The sequence below is a fragment of the Blastococcus sp. SYSU D00695 genome, assembly GCF_054050555.1.
Genome location: NZ_JBJGZP010000019.1, coordinates 73,514 through 89,825, shown reverse-complemented (window position 1 = coordinate 89,825; position 16,312 = coordinate 73,514). Strand labels below are relative to the sequence as shown.

Below are 16,312 nucleotides of genomic sequence, written 5' to 3'. Positions count from 1 at the left end.
GCGGCCCCGCCCCCCCCCCCCCCCCCCCCCCCCCCCCCCCCCCCCCCCCCCCCGCCCCCCGCCCCCCCCCCCCCCCCCCCCCCCCCCCCCCCCCCCCCCCCCCCCCCCCCGGGGACGACGGGACGAGGCGGGCGGTGCCGGTGACGGCGGTGACGACGGAGTGGGCGCGGTCGCTCGGGCTGACCGTGCCCGTGCTGAACGCCCCGATGGGCGGGGCGGCCGGTGGCCGGCTGGCCGCCGCGGTCAGCCGGGCGGGCGGGCTCGGGATGATCGGCATGGGCAGCACCGGGTCCGCGGCCCGGCTGTCGGGCGAGCTGCGCCACCTGCGCGGGCTCGACCGGCCCGTCGGCATCGGGCTGGTCGACTGGGTGCTGCGCGCCGAGCCCGGTCTGCTCGACACGGCGCTGGCCGCGCGGCCGGCGCTGCTGGCGGTGAGCTTCGGACCGCCGACCGACTGGGTCGCCCGGGCGCACGACGCCGGCGTCCGCACCGCCACCCAGGTCGCGTCCGCCGCGGAGGCCGAGCAGGCCGCGGCGGCGGGCGTCGACGTGCTGGTGGCCCGCGGCGCCGAGGGCGGCGGCCACGGGGACCCGGCCGTGGGGACGCTGCCGCTGCTGGCCACCGTCCTGGACCGGGTGGACGTGCCGGTGCTCGCCGCCGGCGGCATCTCCTCGGCCCGGGGGCTGGCCGCCGTGCTCGCCGCCGGGGCCGCGGGCGCCTGGATCGGCACCCTGTTCGCCGCGTGCCCCGAGGCGCTGACCGGGGAGCCGGCCCGGCGGGCCCTGCTGGCTGCCGGCGAGACCGACACGACGACGACCGACGCCTTCGACCGCGCGCACGGCTACCCGTGGCCGGCGCGGTTCCCGCAGCGGGTGCTGCGCCCCGCGGCCCTCTCCGGCGGGGACACCGCCGAGGTCGACGCCGGTCAGGGCGTCGGGCTGGTCGCCTCCGCGCGGCCGGCGGGCGAGGTCGTCCGGGACCTCGCCGAGGGCGCCGGCCGGCTGCTGGCCCGGTGGGCCCCGCTCAGCTGACGAGGACCTGGGTCGCGGACTCCTTGAGCTTGGCGTTGGCCCAGCGCATCTGCCGCAGGGTGTCGGGGTGACAGCGCTCGGCCAGCTCCAGCAGCTCCCGCTTCCGGGCGCCCTGCGCGGCCTGGCCGAGCAGCTCCCAGTCCAGCGACACCCCGGCGGCCTCCCGGTGCACGTGCCGCAGGTCGGCGAGCAGCAGCAGCCCCGGTTCGGGCCGGCGACCGAGCAGGTCGGAGGTGACCTGCTGGACCCTCTCCAGGATGCCGGGCTCGCCCTCCGGGTCCGGGTCGAGCTCCAGGTCGAAGTCGGCCCCGATGCGGGCCAGCTCGGTCACGTGCCGCTGCGACCAGCCGGCGATGTCGCGGGCGACGTGGAAGACCTCGTGGTCGGCCTTGTGCCGGTCGGAGACCGCCAGCAGCACACGCGCCAGGTGGTTCTCCGACCGGTGCAGCTCCTCGATCGCCAGACCCAGCTTCACCGCGCACCTCCCTGCTCGGTGGCCAGCGCGGCGTCCCCGCCGCGGGTGGGCGGCACGTCCGCGGCCACCGGCCGCGAGCCGGTGGTCGTGGGGGCGGACGACGGGCCGTCGCCGGCGGCCAGCCGCCGCACCGCCGCGGCCGCGGTCTTGAAGATCGGCTGCTTGGAGCAGGGGTCCCAGTCGGTGAGGGTCAGCTCGTTGGCCGCCCTCCCGGCCCCGTCCGGCTCGTGCCCGCCGGCGGTGTCCCAGTAGCCGTAGTGGAACGGCAGGAAGGCCACCCCCGGCCGGATGCCGCTGATCCGCAGCGCCGCCTTCACCCGGCCGCGCGGCGTGCTCACCTCGAGCAGGTCGCCCTCGGCCCAGCCGCGGTCGGCGGCGTCGGACGCCGACAGCTCCACCCACACCTCGGGCGCGGCGGCCTGCAGCTGCGGCGCCCGGCCCGTCTTGGTGCGGGTGTGGAAGTGGTACAGCGTGCGGCCGGTGATCAGCTGGAACGGGAAGTCCTCGCTGACCAGCTCGTGCGGCGGCAGGTACTCCGCGGCCTTGAGCACCGCCCGGCCGGTGGGGTTGAGTGCCCGGTACTCGGTCTCGTCCAGCGGAGCACCGGTGACGAGGTCGCGGCCGTAGCTCTCGCAGTACTCCGGTTGCGCCCAGAACCGCCCGTCGACGTAGATGCGCTCGGTCCCGTCGGGGTGCTCCTCGGTGACCGGCCACTGGATGCCGCTGCCGCCGCGGAGCTTGTCGTAGGACAGCCCGCTGTAGTCGCACGGCCGCCCCTTCGAGCACTCCTTCCACCCCTCGAACGCGCCCTCGGCGTCGGACCACGTCACCAGCGGGGCGCCGTCCTTGTCGCGCAGGTCCAGGCGCCGGGCGAAGTCGACGAGGATGTCCAGGTCAGGGCGCGCCTCCCCCGGCGGGTCGACCGCCTTCTCCGACAGGTGCACGGTGCGGTCCACGTTGGTGAACGTCCCGGTCTTCTCCCCCCACGTCGCGGCCGGGAGAACGACGTCGGCCAGCTGCGCCGTCTCGGACAGGAAGAGGTCCTGCACGACGAGGAACAGCCGCTCCTGCGCCAGGATCGACCGGATCCGCGCCAGCTCGGGCAGCGAGACCGCCGGGTTGGTGCCGGTGACGTAGAGGAACCGGATCGACCCCTCCTCGGCGTAGCGGAGCATCTGCATCGCGTGGGTGGGCGGCGAGTAGTGCGGGATGTCCATCGGGTCGACGTTCCAGATCCGCGCGAGGTCGGCGACGTGCGCGTCGTTCGACCAGTTGCGGAAGCCCGGCAGGTCGCCGTCCGCACCGGCCTCGCGGGTGTTCTGCGCGGTGGGCTGGCCGTTCATCTGCAGGATCCCGCAGCCCGGCCGCCCCAGCATGCCGCGGACGACGTTGACGTTGTTGACCTGGACGGCGGCCGCGGTGGCCTGGTGGGACTGGTAGAAGCCCTGCAGCACGGTGGAGAGCAGCCGCTCGGCGTGCCCGATGATCCGGGCCGCCGCCCGGATGTCGGCGGCCGGGACGTCGCACACCTCGGCGGCGACCTCGGGCGGGTAGTCCTGCACCCGCTCGGCGAGCTCGTCGAAGCCCACGGTGTGCGCCTCGATGTACTCCCGGTCGATCCAGCCGTTGCCGATGATCTCGTGCAGCAGCGCGTTCATCAGCATCACGTTGGTGCCCGGCCGCGGCGCCAGGTGCACCGTCGCGGCCCGTGCCACCGGGGTCTCGCGCGGGTCGACGCAGACGACCTGCGGCGGGTTCGGCCCGGCGAGCCGGTCGAGGATGCGGGTCCACAGCACCGTCTGGGTCTCGGCCATGTTGTGCCCGTACAGGCAGATGACGTCGGCGGAGTCGACGTCGGTGTAGGAGCCGGGCTGGCCGTCGCAGGCGAACGTCTCCTTCAGCGCCGCCGCCGCCGTCGCGGTGCACAGCCGGGTGTTGCCGTCGACGTGGTTGGTGCCGATCCCGCCGTGCGCGATGAGCCCCAGCGTGTAGTACTCCTCCAGGAACAGCTGCCCCGTCGTGTAGAAGCCGATCGCGCTCGGCCCCTGCTCGTCGAGCAGCTCCCGGCACCGCCCGGCGACGGCGTCCATCGCGGTGTCCCAGTCGCACTCGACCAGCTCCCCGTCCCGCCGGATCAACGGCCGCGTCAGCCGGTCCGGGGAGTTGTTCGCCTGCCAGCCGAACAGGTCCTTGGGACCCAGCCGGCCGTGGTTGACCCGGTCCACCGCACGGCCCCGGACGCCGACGATGCGGCCGTCCTTCACCGCGATGTCCAGGCCGTCGCCGTTGGAGTGCAGGATCGTCGCCGACTGCACCCACCGGTCCACGTCGTCCTCGGTGAGGTCGCCCGCCAGGTGGGAGTCCACCCGCGTCGGCCAGGTCTCCCCCGGCCCGTACGGCGTCCTGCTCCCCCACGGTTCCGCGATCCGGTCCACCCGAGCCACTGGCGCTCCCTCCCGCGGGGCGCGCGCGGAACGCCCGCCCGACCCGGTGCCGCCCGGCCGGGCGCACCCTGACAGTTGCAGTGTGGCAAGGGATCGGGTGGGCCGCCTGTCCTGCGGCGCGACACCGCGGGTCCGGTTGCGGACCCCGGGGGAAACGCGCTAGACCGGGCCCATGTCACCGGCCGGCCCTGCCCCTCAGGGCGCGGCGGCTCCCGGACCGCTGGTCGGCGAGGTGATGGTCCGCATGCCCAAGGTGCTGCCGGCCACGGCCTCGGTGGCCGACGTCCGCGCGGTGCTCGCCGACGACCACGTCGTCATGGCGCTGCTCACCGACGGCGGCCGGCTGCGCGGGACGCTGCTGCGCGAGGACCTGCCGCCCGACGCGCCGCCCTCCACCCCCGCGCTGGGGCTCTCCCGGCTGGCCGGGCGCACGGTCTCCCCCGCCGAGCCACTGGCCGCGGTGCACCGCCGGCTGCTCGCCGAGGGGGTGCGCCGCCTGGCGGTGGTCGACGACGACGGCCGGCTGCTGGGCCTGGTCTGCCTGAAACGGCGCCGGGACGGGTTCTGCAGCGACGCCGGGATCGCCGCCCGCGCGCGGGCCGCCGGCCGGGCGCGCTGAACGCGGACCCCTGCGGGGTGGTCAGGACCGGCCGGGCGCTCCGACGGAGGTGCCGAGCGCGGCGACCAGGTGCTCCAGCGCCGAGGCGACCGCGCCGGCGCGGTCCGGCGGCAGGTCGTGCAGCCGGGCGTGCACCTTCGCCAGCCGGAGGTCGTCGTAGCGGCGCAGCACCCGCTCGCCGTCGGGGGTGAGCCACAGGCTGATCTCCCGGCCGCTGGTGGGCGAGGGACGGCGCTCGGCGAGGCCGGCGGCCACGAGCCGGTCGACCAGCCGGCTGGTCACCGACAGGGAGACGGCCATCCCCTGCGCGAGCTCGCCGAGGTTGGCGCCGGGGCGCTGGGCGAGCACGGTGACGGCCCGCAGCTGCACCGTGGAGAGCGTGCCGATCTCGTCGGCCGCCTCGATGGAGATGCCCGTCGCCAGCCGCAGCGCGGCCAGCACGACGTCGTCGGCCGGGGCCGTCCGCTCCGCGTCGCCCGGGTGCTCCACGTGTCCTCCTCCCCCGGCGCGACGCCGCGTCGCCGGGGTCCCCATGGTGCCGTGCCGCGCCGGCGGGCTCACCCGGCGGACGGGGGTGCGCCCGTTCCCACCCGTCCTCCCCCGGGGCCGATCAGTTCCGCGTCCGGCACGGGTCTGTCCCCCCGATGTCCCTTCCCGACGACGGAGGACCTGTGGGAGACGTGTGGTCGTGGGTGCACGCCGAGCGTGCCGCACTGATCGACGACCTGGGACGACTGGCCGACGCCCGCTGGGAGGAGCCGTCGATGTGCGCGGGGTGGACCGTGCACGACGTGGCCGCCCACCTGGTCGACTCGGCCCGGACGACGCGCCTCGGCTTCGTCGCCGGGCTGGCCCGGGCAGGCTTCGACTTCGACCGCCAGAACGCCCGCGGCGTGCAGCGCTCCCGGGGCCCGACACCGGGAGACACCCTGGCGGAGCTGCGCCGGGTCGCCTCCCGCCGCTCGACCCCGCCGGCACCGCTGGACAGCCGGCTGGTGGAGGAGGTCGTCCACGGCGAGGACGTCCGCCGTCCGCTGGGGCTGACCCGCGCGTACCCGCCCGAGGTGGTCCTGCGGTCGCTGCGGCTGCAGGTGCGCACCCCGTCGTCACGGGGTGGCGCCCGGGAGCTGGTGTCCCGCGTCCGGCTGACGGCGACCGACGCCGACCTGTCCGTCGGCAGCGGCCCCGAGGTGCGCGGCCCGGCCCTGTCGCTGCTGCTCGCGGTGTGCGGCCGGCGGCCGGCGCTGGCCGACCTCGAGGGGGCCGGCGTGGCCCGGCTGGCGGCGACGGGCTGACCCGCGCCCCGGGTGCGGCCGGCCGATCCGGCCGGCGGCACCCGGGACCCGGCGTCAGGCCTGGGCGGCGGTGGGGACGGCGAAGCTCTTGCGGATGGTCTTGGTGACCTTCCAGTGCACGGTGGTCCCGGCCGGCTGGTAGAAGACCTTGCCCGGGGCGATCTCGTGGACGTCGCCGTTGTGGTCGGTGATCGTCCCCTCGCCCTCGATGACGTGGAACATCTCGCCGTTGGCCGAGGCCCAGGGGAACTCGCCCGGGGTGACGCGCCAGGTGCCGCAGCGCAGCCCGTCCTGCTCGGCGATGACCGCGGCGGAGTGCTGCGGGTCGCCGGCCGTGGCGCCGTCGACGACGCCGAGGGGGAAGAGGTCCAGGTCCAGCGGGTTGACGTCGATCATCGTGGTTCTCCGATTCCGGTGCGGTCGGGTGGCCCGGCGACGGGCGCCGCCGGGCCACGACGACGAGGAGCCGTCGCCGGGCGTCGTCGCACAGGTGCGCCGGCCGGGCGGCCGATGATCTCCTCGTCCGTCGCCGCCGACCAACGTACCGAGCCCCTGACCAGGGGCCGGGGCGGCCCGGCTCCGGCCGTCAGCCGGCCGTGCGGTCCACGCCGATCGCGGCGACGGCGGCGATCTCGATGAGCAGGTCCGGGTGCATCAGCGTCGCCTGCACCGCCGTCACCGCCGGGAAGGGCGGGTCGAGGAACTCGGCCCGGACGGTGCGCATGGTGTCGAAGTCACCGGCGTCCTTCAGGTACACCGTCATGCTGACGACGCCACCGAGGGTCGCGCCGGCCGAGGTGACGGCCCGCTCCAGGTTGCGGAAGGCCAGCCGGGCCTGCCCCTCGAAGTCCCCGGCGTGCGCCAGCTGCCCGGAGTCGTCGATCGCGAACTGGCCGGACAGGAAGACCAGCGGCGCGTTGGTGGTGACCGACTGGGCGAACGGGGCCCCGGCGCCCCAGGGGTGGGCGTCGGAGTCGACGGAGATGGAAGGGGCGTCTGTCATGCGGGAGATCCTGACCCGGTGAGGACGTCGCCGGTCAGGCGGCCTGCCCGGAGGCCGGACTCGATGGCGCCGTCGATGAACCCGAACCAGCCGTTCGCGATGTCGGCGCCGGCGAACACCAGGCGGCCGTGGGGCTGCTGCAGCGCCTCGAGGTGGTCGCTGACGACCCCGACCGCCGGGCCGGTGTTGCCGCCCAGGGCGTACGGGTCCGAGGCCGACCAGCTGTGCCCGCAGGTCGCCAGCACCTCGGTGATCCCCGGGAGGTGGCCGCGCACGACCGCCTCGACCTGCTCGGGGTCGGTGACGTCGACGTCGGGCGAGGCGTTGAACGCGACGAGCAGTTGCTCGTCGGGACCCAGGCGTCGGTAGGTGCGGAACATGTTGAGGGGCATGCCGGCCGGGAGCATCCCCGACACCAGCCCCAGCTCCCCGCGCACGTGCAGGTAGACCTTGTCCTGGCGCGGCTTGCCCATCCCCCGTCGCGCCGCGTCCAGGTGCGCCGCGGGCAGTCCGGGCCGGAACTCGATGGTCGGCAGGACGTTGACCGGGACCGCCAGCACGGCCGCCCGGGCGTGCAGGGTCTCGCCGCCGGCCGTTGTGACCGCCACGCCGGCCCCGTCGTCGACCACCCGGCGGACCGGGGTCGAGGTGCGGACGACGAGCCGCGGGTCGGAGGTGAGGGCGTCCAGGACCGCCCGGGTCCCGCCGACCGGGCGGAAGACGTTGTTCGCCGCGTACCGGGACAGGTCCCAGCCGGCGAGCGCCATCCAGCGCAGCGTGCCGAGGAGGCCCGCCTCGGTCAGGTCCGTGCCGGCGATCGTGTAGAGGAACCCGCCCAGCTCGCCGTCCAGGTCCGAGGACAGGTCGATCTCGCCCATCCGCTCGGCCATCGTGACCGAGTCGGCCCGCCGCAGGGCCTCGGGGTCGGTCCGCGGCGCGTACGGCTGGGGCAGCGCGTCCTCGTACCCGTCGACGAGCCGGGTGAGCGCGTCGGCGAGGGCGGAGCCCACCTCGGCCGCCGGCACCGCGCGGACGGGGTCGCCGAGGTGGTAGGTGTCGAAGTCGACGTCGTCCGCGCGCACCGCGATGCCGTAGCGGGTCAGCTCGGCCCACACGTGCGGCTGGTTCCAGTGGACCCAGGTCCCGCCCATCTCGACGGTGTGCTCGCCGAACTGCCGGGTCCAGGTCCGGCCCCCCCAGCCGGTCGCGGGCCTCGAGCAGCACGACCGACCGGCCGGCGGCGACGAGCTCGCGTGCCGCCGTCGCGCCGGCGAAACCACCGCCGACGACGACGACGTCGAGCACGCCGTCGAGCGCGCCGCCGCCGGCCCGGGTCACGAGGCGGTGCTCGTCGCGCCCGCCGCGACGGCCACGTCCGTCTGCGCGGCAGCGGCTCCCGCCGGGGCCTCGGGCGCGTCCACCGGGAAGTGGCAGGCGACGTACTGGTCGTCGCCCACCTTCCGGATCACCGGCTCCTCGACCGCGCAGCGCTCCTGGGCGCGCGGGCAGCGGGTCCGGAACCGGCAGCCCGACGGCGGGTCGATCGGCGAGGGGACGTCGCCCTGCAGCGGGACCGCCGTCGACCCCGCCTCCGGGTCCGGCCGCGGCACCGCGGACAGCAGCGCGTTGGTGTAGGGGTGCGTCGGCCGGGCGTAGATCTCCTCGGCGGAGCCGATCTCGCACACCTTGCCCAGGTACATGACCGCCACCCGGTCGCTGATGTTCTTCACCACCGCGAGGTCGTGGGCGACGAAGACCATCGTGAGCTTGTAGCGCTCCTTCATGTCCTCGAGCAGGTTGAGGATCTGCGCCTGCACCGAGACGTCCAGCGCCGAGACGGGCTCGTCGCAGATGAGCACGTCCGGGTCGAGCACCAGCGACCGGGCGATGCAGATGCGCTGGCACTGGCCGCCGGAGAACTCGTGCGCCCGCCGGCCGCCCGCGGTCTCCGGGTCCAGGCCGACCGCGGCGAGCAACTGCTCGACCCGCGCCTGCGCCCCGCCCTCCTTGTCGCGCTGCCAGATCGACAGCCCCTCCCCCACGATGTCGCGCACCCGCCGCCGCGGGTTCAGCGAGGAGATGGGGTCCTGGAAGATCATCTGCATCTGCGGGCGGGTCTTGCGCAGCGCCTCACCCCGCAGCCCGGTCAGCTCCCGGCCGCGCAGCTGCACCGACCCGCTGTTGGGACGGGGCACCTGCATGATCGCCTTGCCGGTGGTCGACTTGCCGCAGCCGGACTCCCCGACCAGCCCGAGGGTCTCGCCCTCGGCCACGTCGAAGCTCACGCCCGACACCGCGTGCACCTTGCGCCCGCCGCCGAGCGGGAACTCCACGACCAGGTCCTCGACGCGCAGGACGATGTCGTCCCGGTCCCGCAGGTGCGCCGTCCCGCTGCCGGCCATCAGGCGCTCGCCTTCGTCAGTAGGTCCATGGACGTGCCGGCGGCCGTCTCGCCCGCCCGCGTGTTGCTCTCCAGCGCCTTCGCGCCGGCCTCGGTGCCGACCGGGAAGAAGCACCGGTACTCGTGCCCCGGCTCGTCGCTGACCAGCGGCGGGTTCTCGGCCAGGCACTCCGGCTGCGCGTAGCGGCACCGGGAGGCGAACCGGCAGCCGGTGGGCAGGTTCGCGAGGTCCGGCGGCCGCCCCGGGATGGCGTCGAGCCTCGTGTGGCTCGGGTTCTCCACCCGCGGGATGCAGCGCATGAGCGCCTCGGTGTAGGGGTGGCGCATCCGCCGGAACAGCGTCCTGGTCGGCGCCTTCTCCACGATCTGGCCGGCGTACATGACCGCGATGTCGTCGGTCCGGTTGGCGACCACGCCGAGGTCGTGGGTCACCAGCACCATGCTCATCGACCGCTCCGCCTGCTGGCGGGCGAGCAGGTCGAGGATCTGCGCCTGGACCGTCACGTCCAGCGCGGTCGTCGGCTCGTCGGCCATCAGCAGCTCGGGGTCGCAGGCCAGCGCGATCGCGATGGTCACGCGCTGGCGCATGCCGCCCGACAGCTGGTGCGGGTACTCCCCCAGACGCCGCTCGGGCGCCGGGATGCCGACCGAGGCCAGCAGCCGGACGGCCTGCGCCTCGGCGTCCTTGCGGCTGATGTCCTTGTGCTGGCGCAGGCTCTCGGTGATCTGCCGCCCGATCTTGACGACGGCGTTCATCGACGTCATCGGGTCCTGGAACACCATCGCCATCTGCGGGCCCCAGTACTCCCGCATCTGCTTGGGCGACAGCGGCCGCAGGTCGCGCCCCTGGAACAGGACCTCCCCCGACGCGGGGACGGCGCGCTCCTTCGGCAGCAGGTTCATGATCGAGCGGGACAGGACGGTCTTGCCCGAACCGGACTCCCCGACGATCCCGATGCTGGCGCCCCGCCGGAGGCTGAGCGAGACCCCGTCGACCGCCTTCACGATGCCCCGCGGGGTGTCGAAGTAGGTCTTCAGGTCCCGGACCTCCAGCAGCGGCGCGGCCGGGTCGGTGCCGTCGGCGCGATGGGCGCGCTCCGCGGTGGTGCTCACAGGTTGGCCTCCCGGACGTCGAAGCGGCCGCGCAGGACGTCGCCCACGAGGTTCAGCGACAGGACGGTCATGAACATGACGATCGAGGGGATCAGCGCGATGTGGACGGCGTCGTCCAGGTGGCGCTTGCCCTCGGCGATCATCGAGCCCCAGGTCGCGGCCGGGGCCTCGACGCTGAGCCCGAGGAACGCCAGCGAGCCCTCCAGCACGATGATCACGCCGAGGGCGATCAGCCCGTAGGCCGCCACCGGCAGGATGACGTTGGGCATGATCTCGCGGAACAGGATGCGCTTGGTCTTCCCGCCCATCAGGCCGGCGGCCAGGACGTACTCGCGCTGGCTCACCGCGAGCGTCGCCGCGCGGGCGACCCGGGTGTAGACGGGGATGGAGAGGAAGCCGATCACGACGGTGATCGCCAGCAGGCTCTGCCCGACGAAGGCGACCAGGGCCAGCAGCAGCACCAGGCCGGGGAAGGCCAGGATCACGTCGATGACCGCCATGACGACGGTCTCCGTGCGGCCGCGGAAGTAGCCGACGACCATGCCGATCGTCCCGCCGACGACGATGCCCACGGCGACGGCGGCCACGCTGATCACCAGCGAGACCTGCGCGCCGTGGGCCAACCGCGACAGGATGTCGCGGCCGAGCCCGTCGGTCCCCAGCAGGTGGCCGTCGGTGAACGGCGGTGCCGCCTTGTCGAGGATGTCGATCTCGTTGGGGTCGGGCAGCGGCGCGAAGTCGGCCGTGAGGGCGGCCAGGACCACGAGGCCCAGCCAGCCGAGGCAGACGTAGAAGAGGACGCCGCGGCCCTTGCGGCGGCGGCCGGTGACCGGGTCGGTCGTGACCTCTCCGGTGGTCACCGGGTCCGTGGTCAGCGGGCCGACCGCCCCGCTCAGGGAGCCGGCCTGCAGCTCGGCGGCGCCGACGGCGGACCCGCCGGCGGCCTCGGCGTCGGCACCCACGAGGGCGCCGGTGGCCTCGGGGGCCACGGGGACAGCGTCGTCACGCGCGGACACGGGCGGCTCCTGAACGGATGCGGGGGTCGAGGAACGTGTAGAGGAGGTCGACGACGAAGTTGATGAGGACGAAGCTCACCGCGAGCACGAGCACCACGCCCTGGACCATCAGCAGGTCCCGGGACTGGATGGCGTCGAACAGCAGCCGTCCCACGCCGGGCACGGCGAAGATCGTCTCGACGATGACGGTCGCGCTCAGCAGGGTGCCGACCTGCAGGCCGGCCACGGTGAGCAGCGAGAACGAGGACGGGCGCAGCGCGTGGCGGAACAGGATCCGCCAGGTGGGCAGGCCCTTGGCCCGCGCCATGGTGACGTGGTCCTCCTGCAGCGTGCTGATCATGTCGGTGCGCAGCAGCCGGGTGAAGACGGCGATGTCGGTGACCGCCAGCGCGAGCGCCGGCAGGAACGCCGATCTCAGGTTCTCGCCCAGCCCGTCGGACAGGTCGCTCCACCCGGTCGCCGGGAACCAGCCCAACCCGACGGACAGGAACAGGATCAGCAGCAGGGCGAAGATGAAGTTCGGCAGCGCCAGCAGGCCGAACGTCGCCCCGGTGACGATCCGGTCGAACCGGCCACCCGCCCGGTAGGCGCTGAAGACGCCCAGCGGGATGGCCAGCCCCAGCGAGATGACCAGGGACAGCACCATCAGCTCCAGCGTCACCGGCAGGCGGTCGAGGATCGCCTCGGTGACCTCCTGCCGCGTGATGTAGGAGCGGCCGAGGTCGCCGGTCAGGGCGTTCCCCATCCAGTCCAGGTACCGGACGATCAGCGGCCGGTCGAGGCCGAGGTCGGCCCGCACGGCGGCGATGGACTCCGGCGAGACCGACTGGGAGCCCAGCGCGAGCACCGCCGGGTCCCCGGGCAGGAGGCTGAGCAGCAGGAAGGTCAGCAGGGACACCGCGACGACCACAGGTATCAGGGTCAACAACTTGCGGCCTATCAGTCGTACCACGTTTCCTCGTTCCTCCTACCCGGGGACGGCGTCAGGTGTCGGTCAGTCGGTGAGCCAGACCTGGCCCCACAGGGTCACGGCGCCCTCGTACAGGCCGGTGCCGATCCCCTCCGCGCCACTCGGCAACTGCCAGGTGGAGAGGTTCTGCACCTCGGGGCGGGTGCCGAGGAGCGTGGCGGTCGCACCGTTGAACAGCATGGGGATCTGCTCGTCGAACTCCAGCGCGATCTCCTCCACGGCCGCGCGCCGCGCGTCGACGTCGTCGGTCGACGTCGTGGCCAGGACCTGCAACTGCTCGTCGATCGTGGAGCTCGTGTAGTTCGACGTGTTGAGCGGCTGCTCGGCGACCGGCCCGAACTCCTCGCTCAGCGAGGCGTACGGGTCGTTCTGCGCGCCGGCCCGCCAGCACACCGTCTGGAAGTCGCCCAGGAACGGCGGGTTGCTGTCGGTGCCACCGATGACGTTCCCGACCATCGTCGCCTGGTCGAGCTGGTTCAGCTCGACCTCGAGACCGATCTGCCCCCACAGGGCCTGGTAGGCCTGGGCGAGCTCGATGAGGCTCGCGTCCGGCTGGCAGGCGAAGGAGAAGGAGACCGGGCTGCCCGCCGGCTTGCCGTCCGAGCGCTGCGGGTCGTCGATGTAGTCCTGCAGCTCCTCCTGTGCCGCCTCCAGGTCGTAGGCCGGGTACGCCTCGGCAGCCGCGTCCGAGTGGTAGGGGCTGTCCTCGCTGAAGTACTGCGTGGTCACCGGGGTGATCCCGGTCCCGCCCAGGACGTCGATGATCTGCTGCTGGTCGGTGGCGTGTGCCACGGCGCGCCGCACGCGGGGGTCGTCCAGGGGCGCGGACAGCGTGTTGAACAGCATGGCGCTGGAGGAGTTGCCGATGAAGGTGTGCAGGGCCAGGTCGGCGCCGTCGCGGACCTCCTCGTGGGCCTGCGCCACCTTGCTCTGGCGCAGGGTCTGGAAGGCGTCGACGTCACCGGACAGCATGCTCTGCAGCCGGCTGTCCTCGTCGGGGATCGGCCGGAAGGTGATCTCGTCCAGGTAGGGCCCCAGGCCCAGGTCGGAGCCCCAGTAGTCCTGGTTGGCCCGGACGGTCACGTGGTCGTCGCGCCGCCAGTCCTCGAACACGAACGGGCCGGTACCCACGGGCGCGGAGTTCGCCCCGTCCGGGCCGAGCGCGTCGTAGTTCTCCATCGAGAACGGCATCCCCGCGACACCGGTGAGCCGGTCGGGGAACGCGGCGTTCGGCGCCAGGAGGTCGTAGCGCACCGTCAGCGGGTCGACGACGGTGGCGCCGGCGATCTCCGCGAGGCTGCCGGCGGTGTTGGAGCTCGGGTCCTGCAGGACCTCGAGGTTCTGCACGAGGACGTCGGCGGTCAGCGCGCTGCCGTCGTGGAACGTCACGCCGTCGCGCAGCTTCAGCGTCCAGGCCGTGAACTCGGGGTTCGGCTCGATCGACTCGGCGAGGAACGGCTCGAACCCACCCTCGGCCGTCGGCAGCACCAACGGGTCGTAGATGGTGTAGAGGACGTTCATCCCCGGCGCCGCGGGGAGGGTCACGCCCGGCTGCCACCCGTTGCTCTCCGCCTCGAGGGCGACGGTGATGCTGCCGCCCTCCTGGGGGTCGCCCTCGGGCTCCGGGTTCTCGGTGGACAGGCTCTGGCCGCCGTCCCCGTCGCCGTCGTCGTCGCTGCCGCCGCAGGCGGCCGACGTGGAGGCGATGGCCAGGGCGGCCAGGCCGGCGGCGATGCGGCGGACGGACCTGCTCCGCCTGGTTGCGCTGACGTGCGTCACGTTGCTCTCCCTGCTGTCGAACCGCGGGATGCGGCGGGATTGCCGTGCGCGACCGACGGGACGTCGGTCGGTCCTGGGCCGGGACCGGCGGCGTGGGGCCGCGTTCCCGCGGGCGGGGGACGGTCAGGCCGCCGGGGCCTCCCCCTGGTGGTCACCCGGGCCGGTCCGGCCCGGGTGACCACCGATCCCGCCCCCTCCGGGGGCGGGGGTCAGCGGACGGTCACTCGGAGAGCCAGACCTGGCCCCACAGGGTGGCTGCGCCCTCGATCAGGCCGGTGCCGATGCCCTCGGCCCCGCTGGGCAGCTGCCAGGTGGAGAGGTTCTGGAGCTCCGGTCGCGTGCCGATCAGCGTGGCCGTGTTGGCCGACCACAGCATCGGCGTCTGCTCGGCGACCTCCAGACCGATCTTCTCCACGGCCTCGCGGCGGGTGTCGACGTCCGAGGTGGGCGTCGTCGCCAGGATCTGCAGCTGCTCGTCGATGGCCGGGCTGCTGTAGTTGTGGAAGTTCAGCGGCTGCTCGGCGACCGGCCCGAACTCCTCGCCCAGCGTGATGTACGGGTCGTTCTGGGCGCCCGCCCGCCAGCACACCGACTGGTAGTCGCCCAGGAACGGCGGGGTGCTGTCGGTGCCACCGATGACGTCCTGCACCATCGTCGCCTGGTCCAGCTGGTTCAGCTCGACCTCGACGCCGGCCTGGCCCCACAGCGCCTGGTAGGCCTGGGCGAGCTCGATGAGGCTCGCGTCGGGCTGGCAGCCGAAGGTGAACGACACGGGGCTGCCGGCCGGCTTGCCGTCCGAGCGCTGCGGGTCGTCGACGTACTCGCCGATGAGCTCCTTGGCCTTGTCCAGGTCGTAGCTCGGGTAGGCGTCGGCCACGGCCTCGGAGTAGTACGGGCTGTCCTCGCTGAAGTACTGGCTGCCGGGCGGGGTGATCCCGGTGCCGCCGAGGACGGCCACGATCTGCTCCTGGTCGGTGGCGTAGGCCAGGGCCTGCCGGACGCGGACGTCGTCGAGGGGGGCGACCTGCGTGTTGAACAGCGCCTCGCCCGAGGAGTTCCCCAGGAAGGTGTACATGGAGAAGTCGCCGTCGGCGGCCTCGTCCCGCGCCTGGGCGATCGTGCTCTGCCGCAGCGAGCCGAAGGCGTCGACGTCGCCGGAGAGGAGGCTCTGCAGGCGGCTGTCCTCGTCGGGGATCACGCGGAAGGTGATCTCGTCGAGGTAGGGCCCCAGGCCCAGGTCGGTGCCCCAGTAGGAGTCGTTGGCCCGCACGGTGAGCTGGTCGTCGCGCCGCCACTCGTCGAAGACGAACGGGCCGGTGCCGACGGGCGCGGAGTTGGCGCCGTCCTGGCCGAGCGCGTTGTAGTTCTCCATCGAGAACGGCATGCCGGCGATGCCCGTGAGCACGTCCGGGAAGGCCGCGTTGGGCGAGGCCAGGTCGTAGCGGACCGTCAGCGGGTCGACGGCGGTCGCGGCGGTGACGTTGGCCAGGCTGCCGGCGGTGTTGGCGCTGGGGTCCTGCAGGACGGCGAGGTTCTGCACGATCACGTCGGCGGTCAGCGCGCTGCCGTCGTGGAACGTGACGCCGTCGCGCAACTTCACCGTCCAGGCCGTGAAGTCCTCGTTCGACTCGATCGACTCGGCCAGGAACGGCTCGAACGCCCCGTCGGCGGTCTGCATCACCAGCGGGTCGTAGATGGAGTAGATGACGTTGTAGCCGGGGCTGGCCGGCGTGGAGAGACCGGGCTGCCAGCCGTTGGTCTCGGCCTCCAGGGCCATGGTGATGCTGCCGCCCTGCTGGGGGTCGCCCTGCGGCTCCGGGTTGTCGGTCGACAGGGGCTGGGTGCTGCCCTCGTCGTCGTCGTCGTCGCTCCCACCACACGCCGCTGCCGTGAGCGCCAGCGTCAGGACGGTCAGACCGGTGGCGACCCGGCGGACGGACCTGCTGCGCCGTGTTGCGCGGAGTTGCGTCACGTAGCTCTCCCTGCTGTCGGACCGCGAGTTGCGGCGGGGACTGCCTTGCGCGACCGCCGGGACGACGGCCGGTCCTGGGTCGGGCCCCCGCGGCACCGGCGGGGGTCCTGGGAGGGGGATCGAGTCGGCGCCGCGGCCGGACACGGGCCCCTCGGTCGACGGTGGACGCCCGGGCCGGGAGAGGCCCGGGCGTC

At 74.0% G+C, this 16,312-nt stretch carries 15 protein-coding genes and 1 pseudogene; 3 read left to right on the top strand and 13 right to left on the bottom strand.

Annotated elements, in window-relative coordinates:
* Nucleotides 1-134 precede the first annotated feature (134 nt).
* A complete protein-coding gene (locus ACI781_RS13720) occupies nucleotides 135-1,031 on the top strand; it encodes an NAD(P)H-dependent flavin oxidoreductase (protein ID WP_456566666.1) in 897 nt (298 codons plus the stop codon).
* Here ACI781_RS13720 and ACI781_RS13715 read toward each other — a convergent pair.
* Together ACI781_RS13715 and ACI781_RS13710 are read right to left on the bottom strand one after the other, a co-directional pair.
* Complete coding sequence (locus ACI781_RS13715; RefSeq protein WP_456566665.1) at nucleotides 1,024-1,506, bottom strand: hypothetical protein; 483 nt, start codon at nucleotides 1,504-1,506, stop codon at nucleotides 1,024-1,026. The two genes, ACI781_RS13720 and ACI781_RS13715, sit on opposite strands and share 8 nt — an antisense overlap.
* Nucleotides 1,503-3,950, bottom strand: a complete 2,448-nt coding sequence (locus tag ACI781_RS13710; RefSeq protein ID WP_456566664.1) for a molybdopterin oxidoreductase family protein — start codon at nucleotides 3,948-3,950, stop codon at nucleotides 1,503-1,505. Before ACI781_RS13710 ends, ACI781_RS13715 begins: the two co-directional genes overlap by 4 nt.
* Before the next feature lie 172 nt (nucleotides 3,951-4,122).
* On the opposite strand from ACI781_RS13710, the gene ACI781_RS13705 reads away from it, so the two are divergent.
* Nucleotides 4,123-4,569, top strand: coding sequence for a CBS domain-containing protein (locus ACI781_RS13705; RefSeq protein ID WP_456566663.1), 447 nt, complete (start codon nucleotides 4,123-4,125; stop codon nucleotides 4,567-4,569).
* A gap of 21 nt (nucleotides 4,570-4,590) precedes the next feature.
* Here ACI781_RS13705 and ACI781_RS13700 read toward each other — a convergent pair whose 3' ends face one another.
* Entirely contained in the window at nucleotides 4,591-5,058 is a 468-nt protein-coding gene (locus ACI781_RS13700; protein WP_456566662.1) for a MarR family winged helix-turn-helix transcriptional regulator, read from the bottom strand.
* A 182-nt stretch (nucleotides 5,059-5,240) separates the two neighbouring features.
* On the opposite strand from ACI781_RS13700, the gene ACI781_RS13695 reads away from it, so the two are divergent.
* Nucleotides 5,241-5,864, top strand: coding sequence for a maleylpyruvate isomerase family mycothiol-dependent enzyme (locus tag ACI781_RS13695; RefSeq protein WP_456566661.1), 624 nt, complete (start codon nucleotides 5,241-5,243; stop codon nucleotides 5,862-5,864).
* Nucleotides 5,865-5,918: 54 nt separating this feature from the next.
* On the opposite strand, the gene ACI781_RS13690 is transcribed toward ACI781_RS13695, so the two are convergent.
* From ACI781_RS13690 to ACI781_RS13645, 10 genes and pseudogenes are all read right to left on the bottom strand, one after another.
* Nucleotides 5,919-6,260 carry a cupin domain-containing protein gene (locus tag ACI781_RS13690; protein WP_456566660.1) on the bottom strand — a complete coding sequence of 114 codons (342 nt, stop codon included), beginning with the start codon at nucleotides 6,258-6,260 and terminating at the stop codon, nucleotides 5,919-5,921.
* Nucleotides 6,261-6,450: 190 nt separating this feature from the next.
* Nucleotides 6,451-6,867: a RidA family protein gene (locus ACI781_RS13685; RefSeq protein WP_456566668.1), complete on the bottom strand. Its 417-nt coding sequence runs from the start codon at nucleotides 6,865-6,867 to the stop codon at nucleotides 6,451-6,453.
* Complete coding sequence (locus ACI781_RS13680) at nucleotides 6,864-8,147, bottom strand: flavin monoamine oxidase family protein (protein WP_456566659.1); 1,284 nt, start codon at nucleotides 8,145-8,147, stop codon at nucleotides 6,864-6,866. The genes ACI781_RS13685 and ACI781_RS13680 overlap by 4 nt, the downstream gene beginning before the upstream one ends.
* Nucleotides 8,032-8,301: pseudogene (locus ACI781_RS13675) on the bottom strand (FAD-dependent oxidoreductase); the annotation flags it as partial. The pseudogene ACI781_RS13675 and the gene ACI781_RS13680, both read right to left, overlap by 116 nt.
* Nucleotides 8,202-9,269: an ABC transporter ATP-binding protein gene (locus tag ACI781_RS13670; protein WP_456566658.1), complete on the bottom strand. Its 1,068-nt coding sequence runs from the start codon at nucleotides 9,267-9,269 to the stop codon at nucleotides 8,202-8,204. The gene ACI781_RS13670 and the pseudogene ACI781_RS13675, both read right to left, overlap by 100 nt.
* On the bottom strand, nucleotides 9,269-10,381 hold the full coding sequence (locus tag ACI781_RS13665; protein WP_456566657.1) for an ABC transporter ATP-binding protein: 1,113 nt from the start codon (nucleotides 10,379-10,381) through the stop codon (nucleotides 9,269-9,271). Before ACI781_RS13665 ends, ACI781_RS13670 begins: the two co-directional genes overlap by 1 nt.
* Nucleotides 10,378-11,370: an ABC transporter permease gene (locus ACI781_RS13660; protein ID WP_456566656.1), complete on the bottom strand. Its 993-nt coding sequence runs from the start codon at nucleotides 11,368-11,370 to the stop codon at nucleotides 10,378-10,380. Before ACI781_RS13660 ends, ACI781_RS13665 begins: the two co-directional genes overlap by 4 nt.
* A 13-nt stretch (nucleotides 11,371-11,383) precedes the next feature.
* Nucleotides 11,384-12,349, bottom strand: coding sequence for an ABC transporter permease (locus ACI781_RS13655; RefSeq protein WP_456566655.1), 966 nt, complete (start codon nucleotides 12,347-12,349; stop codon nucleotides 11,384-11,386).
* Between the two features lie 42 nt (nucleotides 12,350-12,391).
* Nucleotides 12,392-14,146, bottom strand: a complete 1,755-nt coding sequence (locus ACI781_RS13650; protein WP_456566654.1) for an ABC transporter substrate-binding protein — start codon at nucleotides 14,144-14,146, stop codon at nucleotides 12,392-12,394.
* Between the two features lie 220 nt (nucleotides 14,147-14,366).
* The gene (locus ACI781_RS13645) at nucleotides 14,367-16,118 is read right to left on the bottom strand and encodes an ABC transporter substrate-binding protein (protein ID WP_456566653.1); all 1,752 of its coding nucleotides are present in this window, start codon (nucleotides 16,116-16,118) and stop codon (nucleotides 14,367-14,369) included.
* Nucleotides 16,119-16,312: the final 194 nt, after the last annotated feature.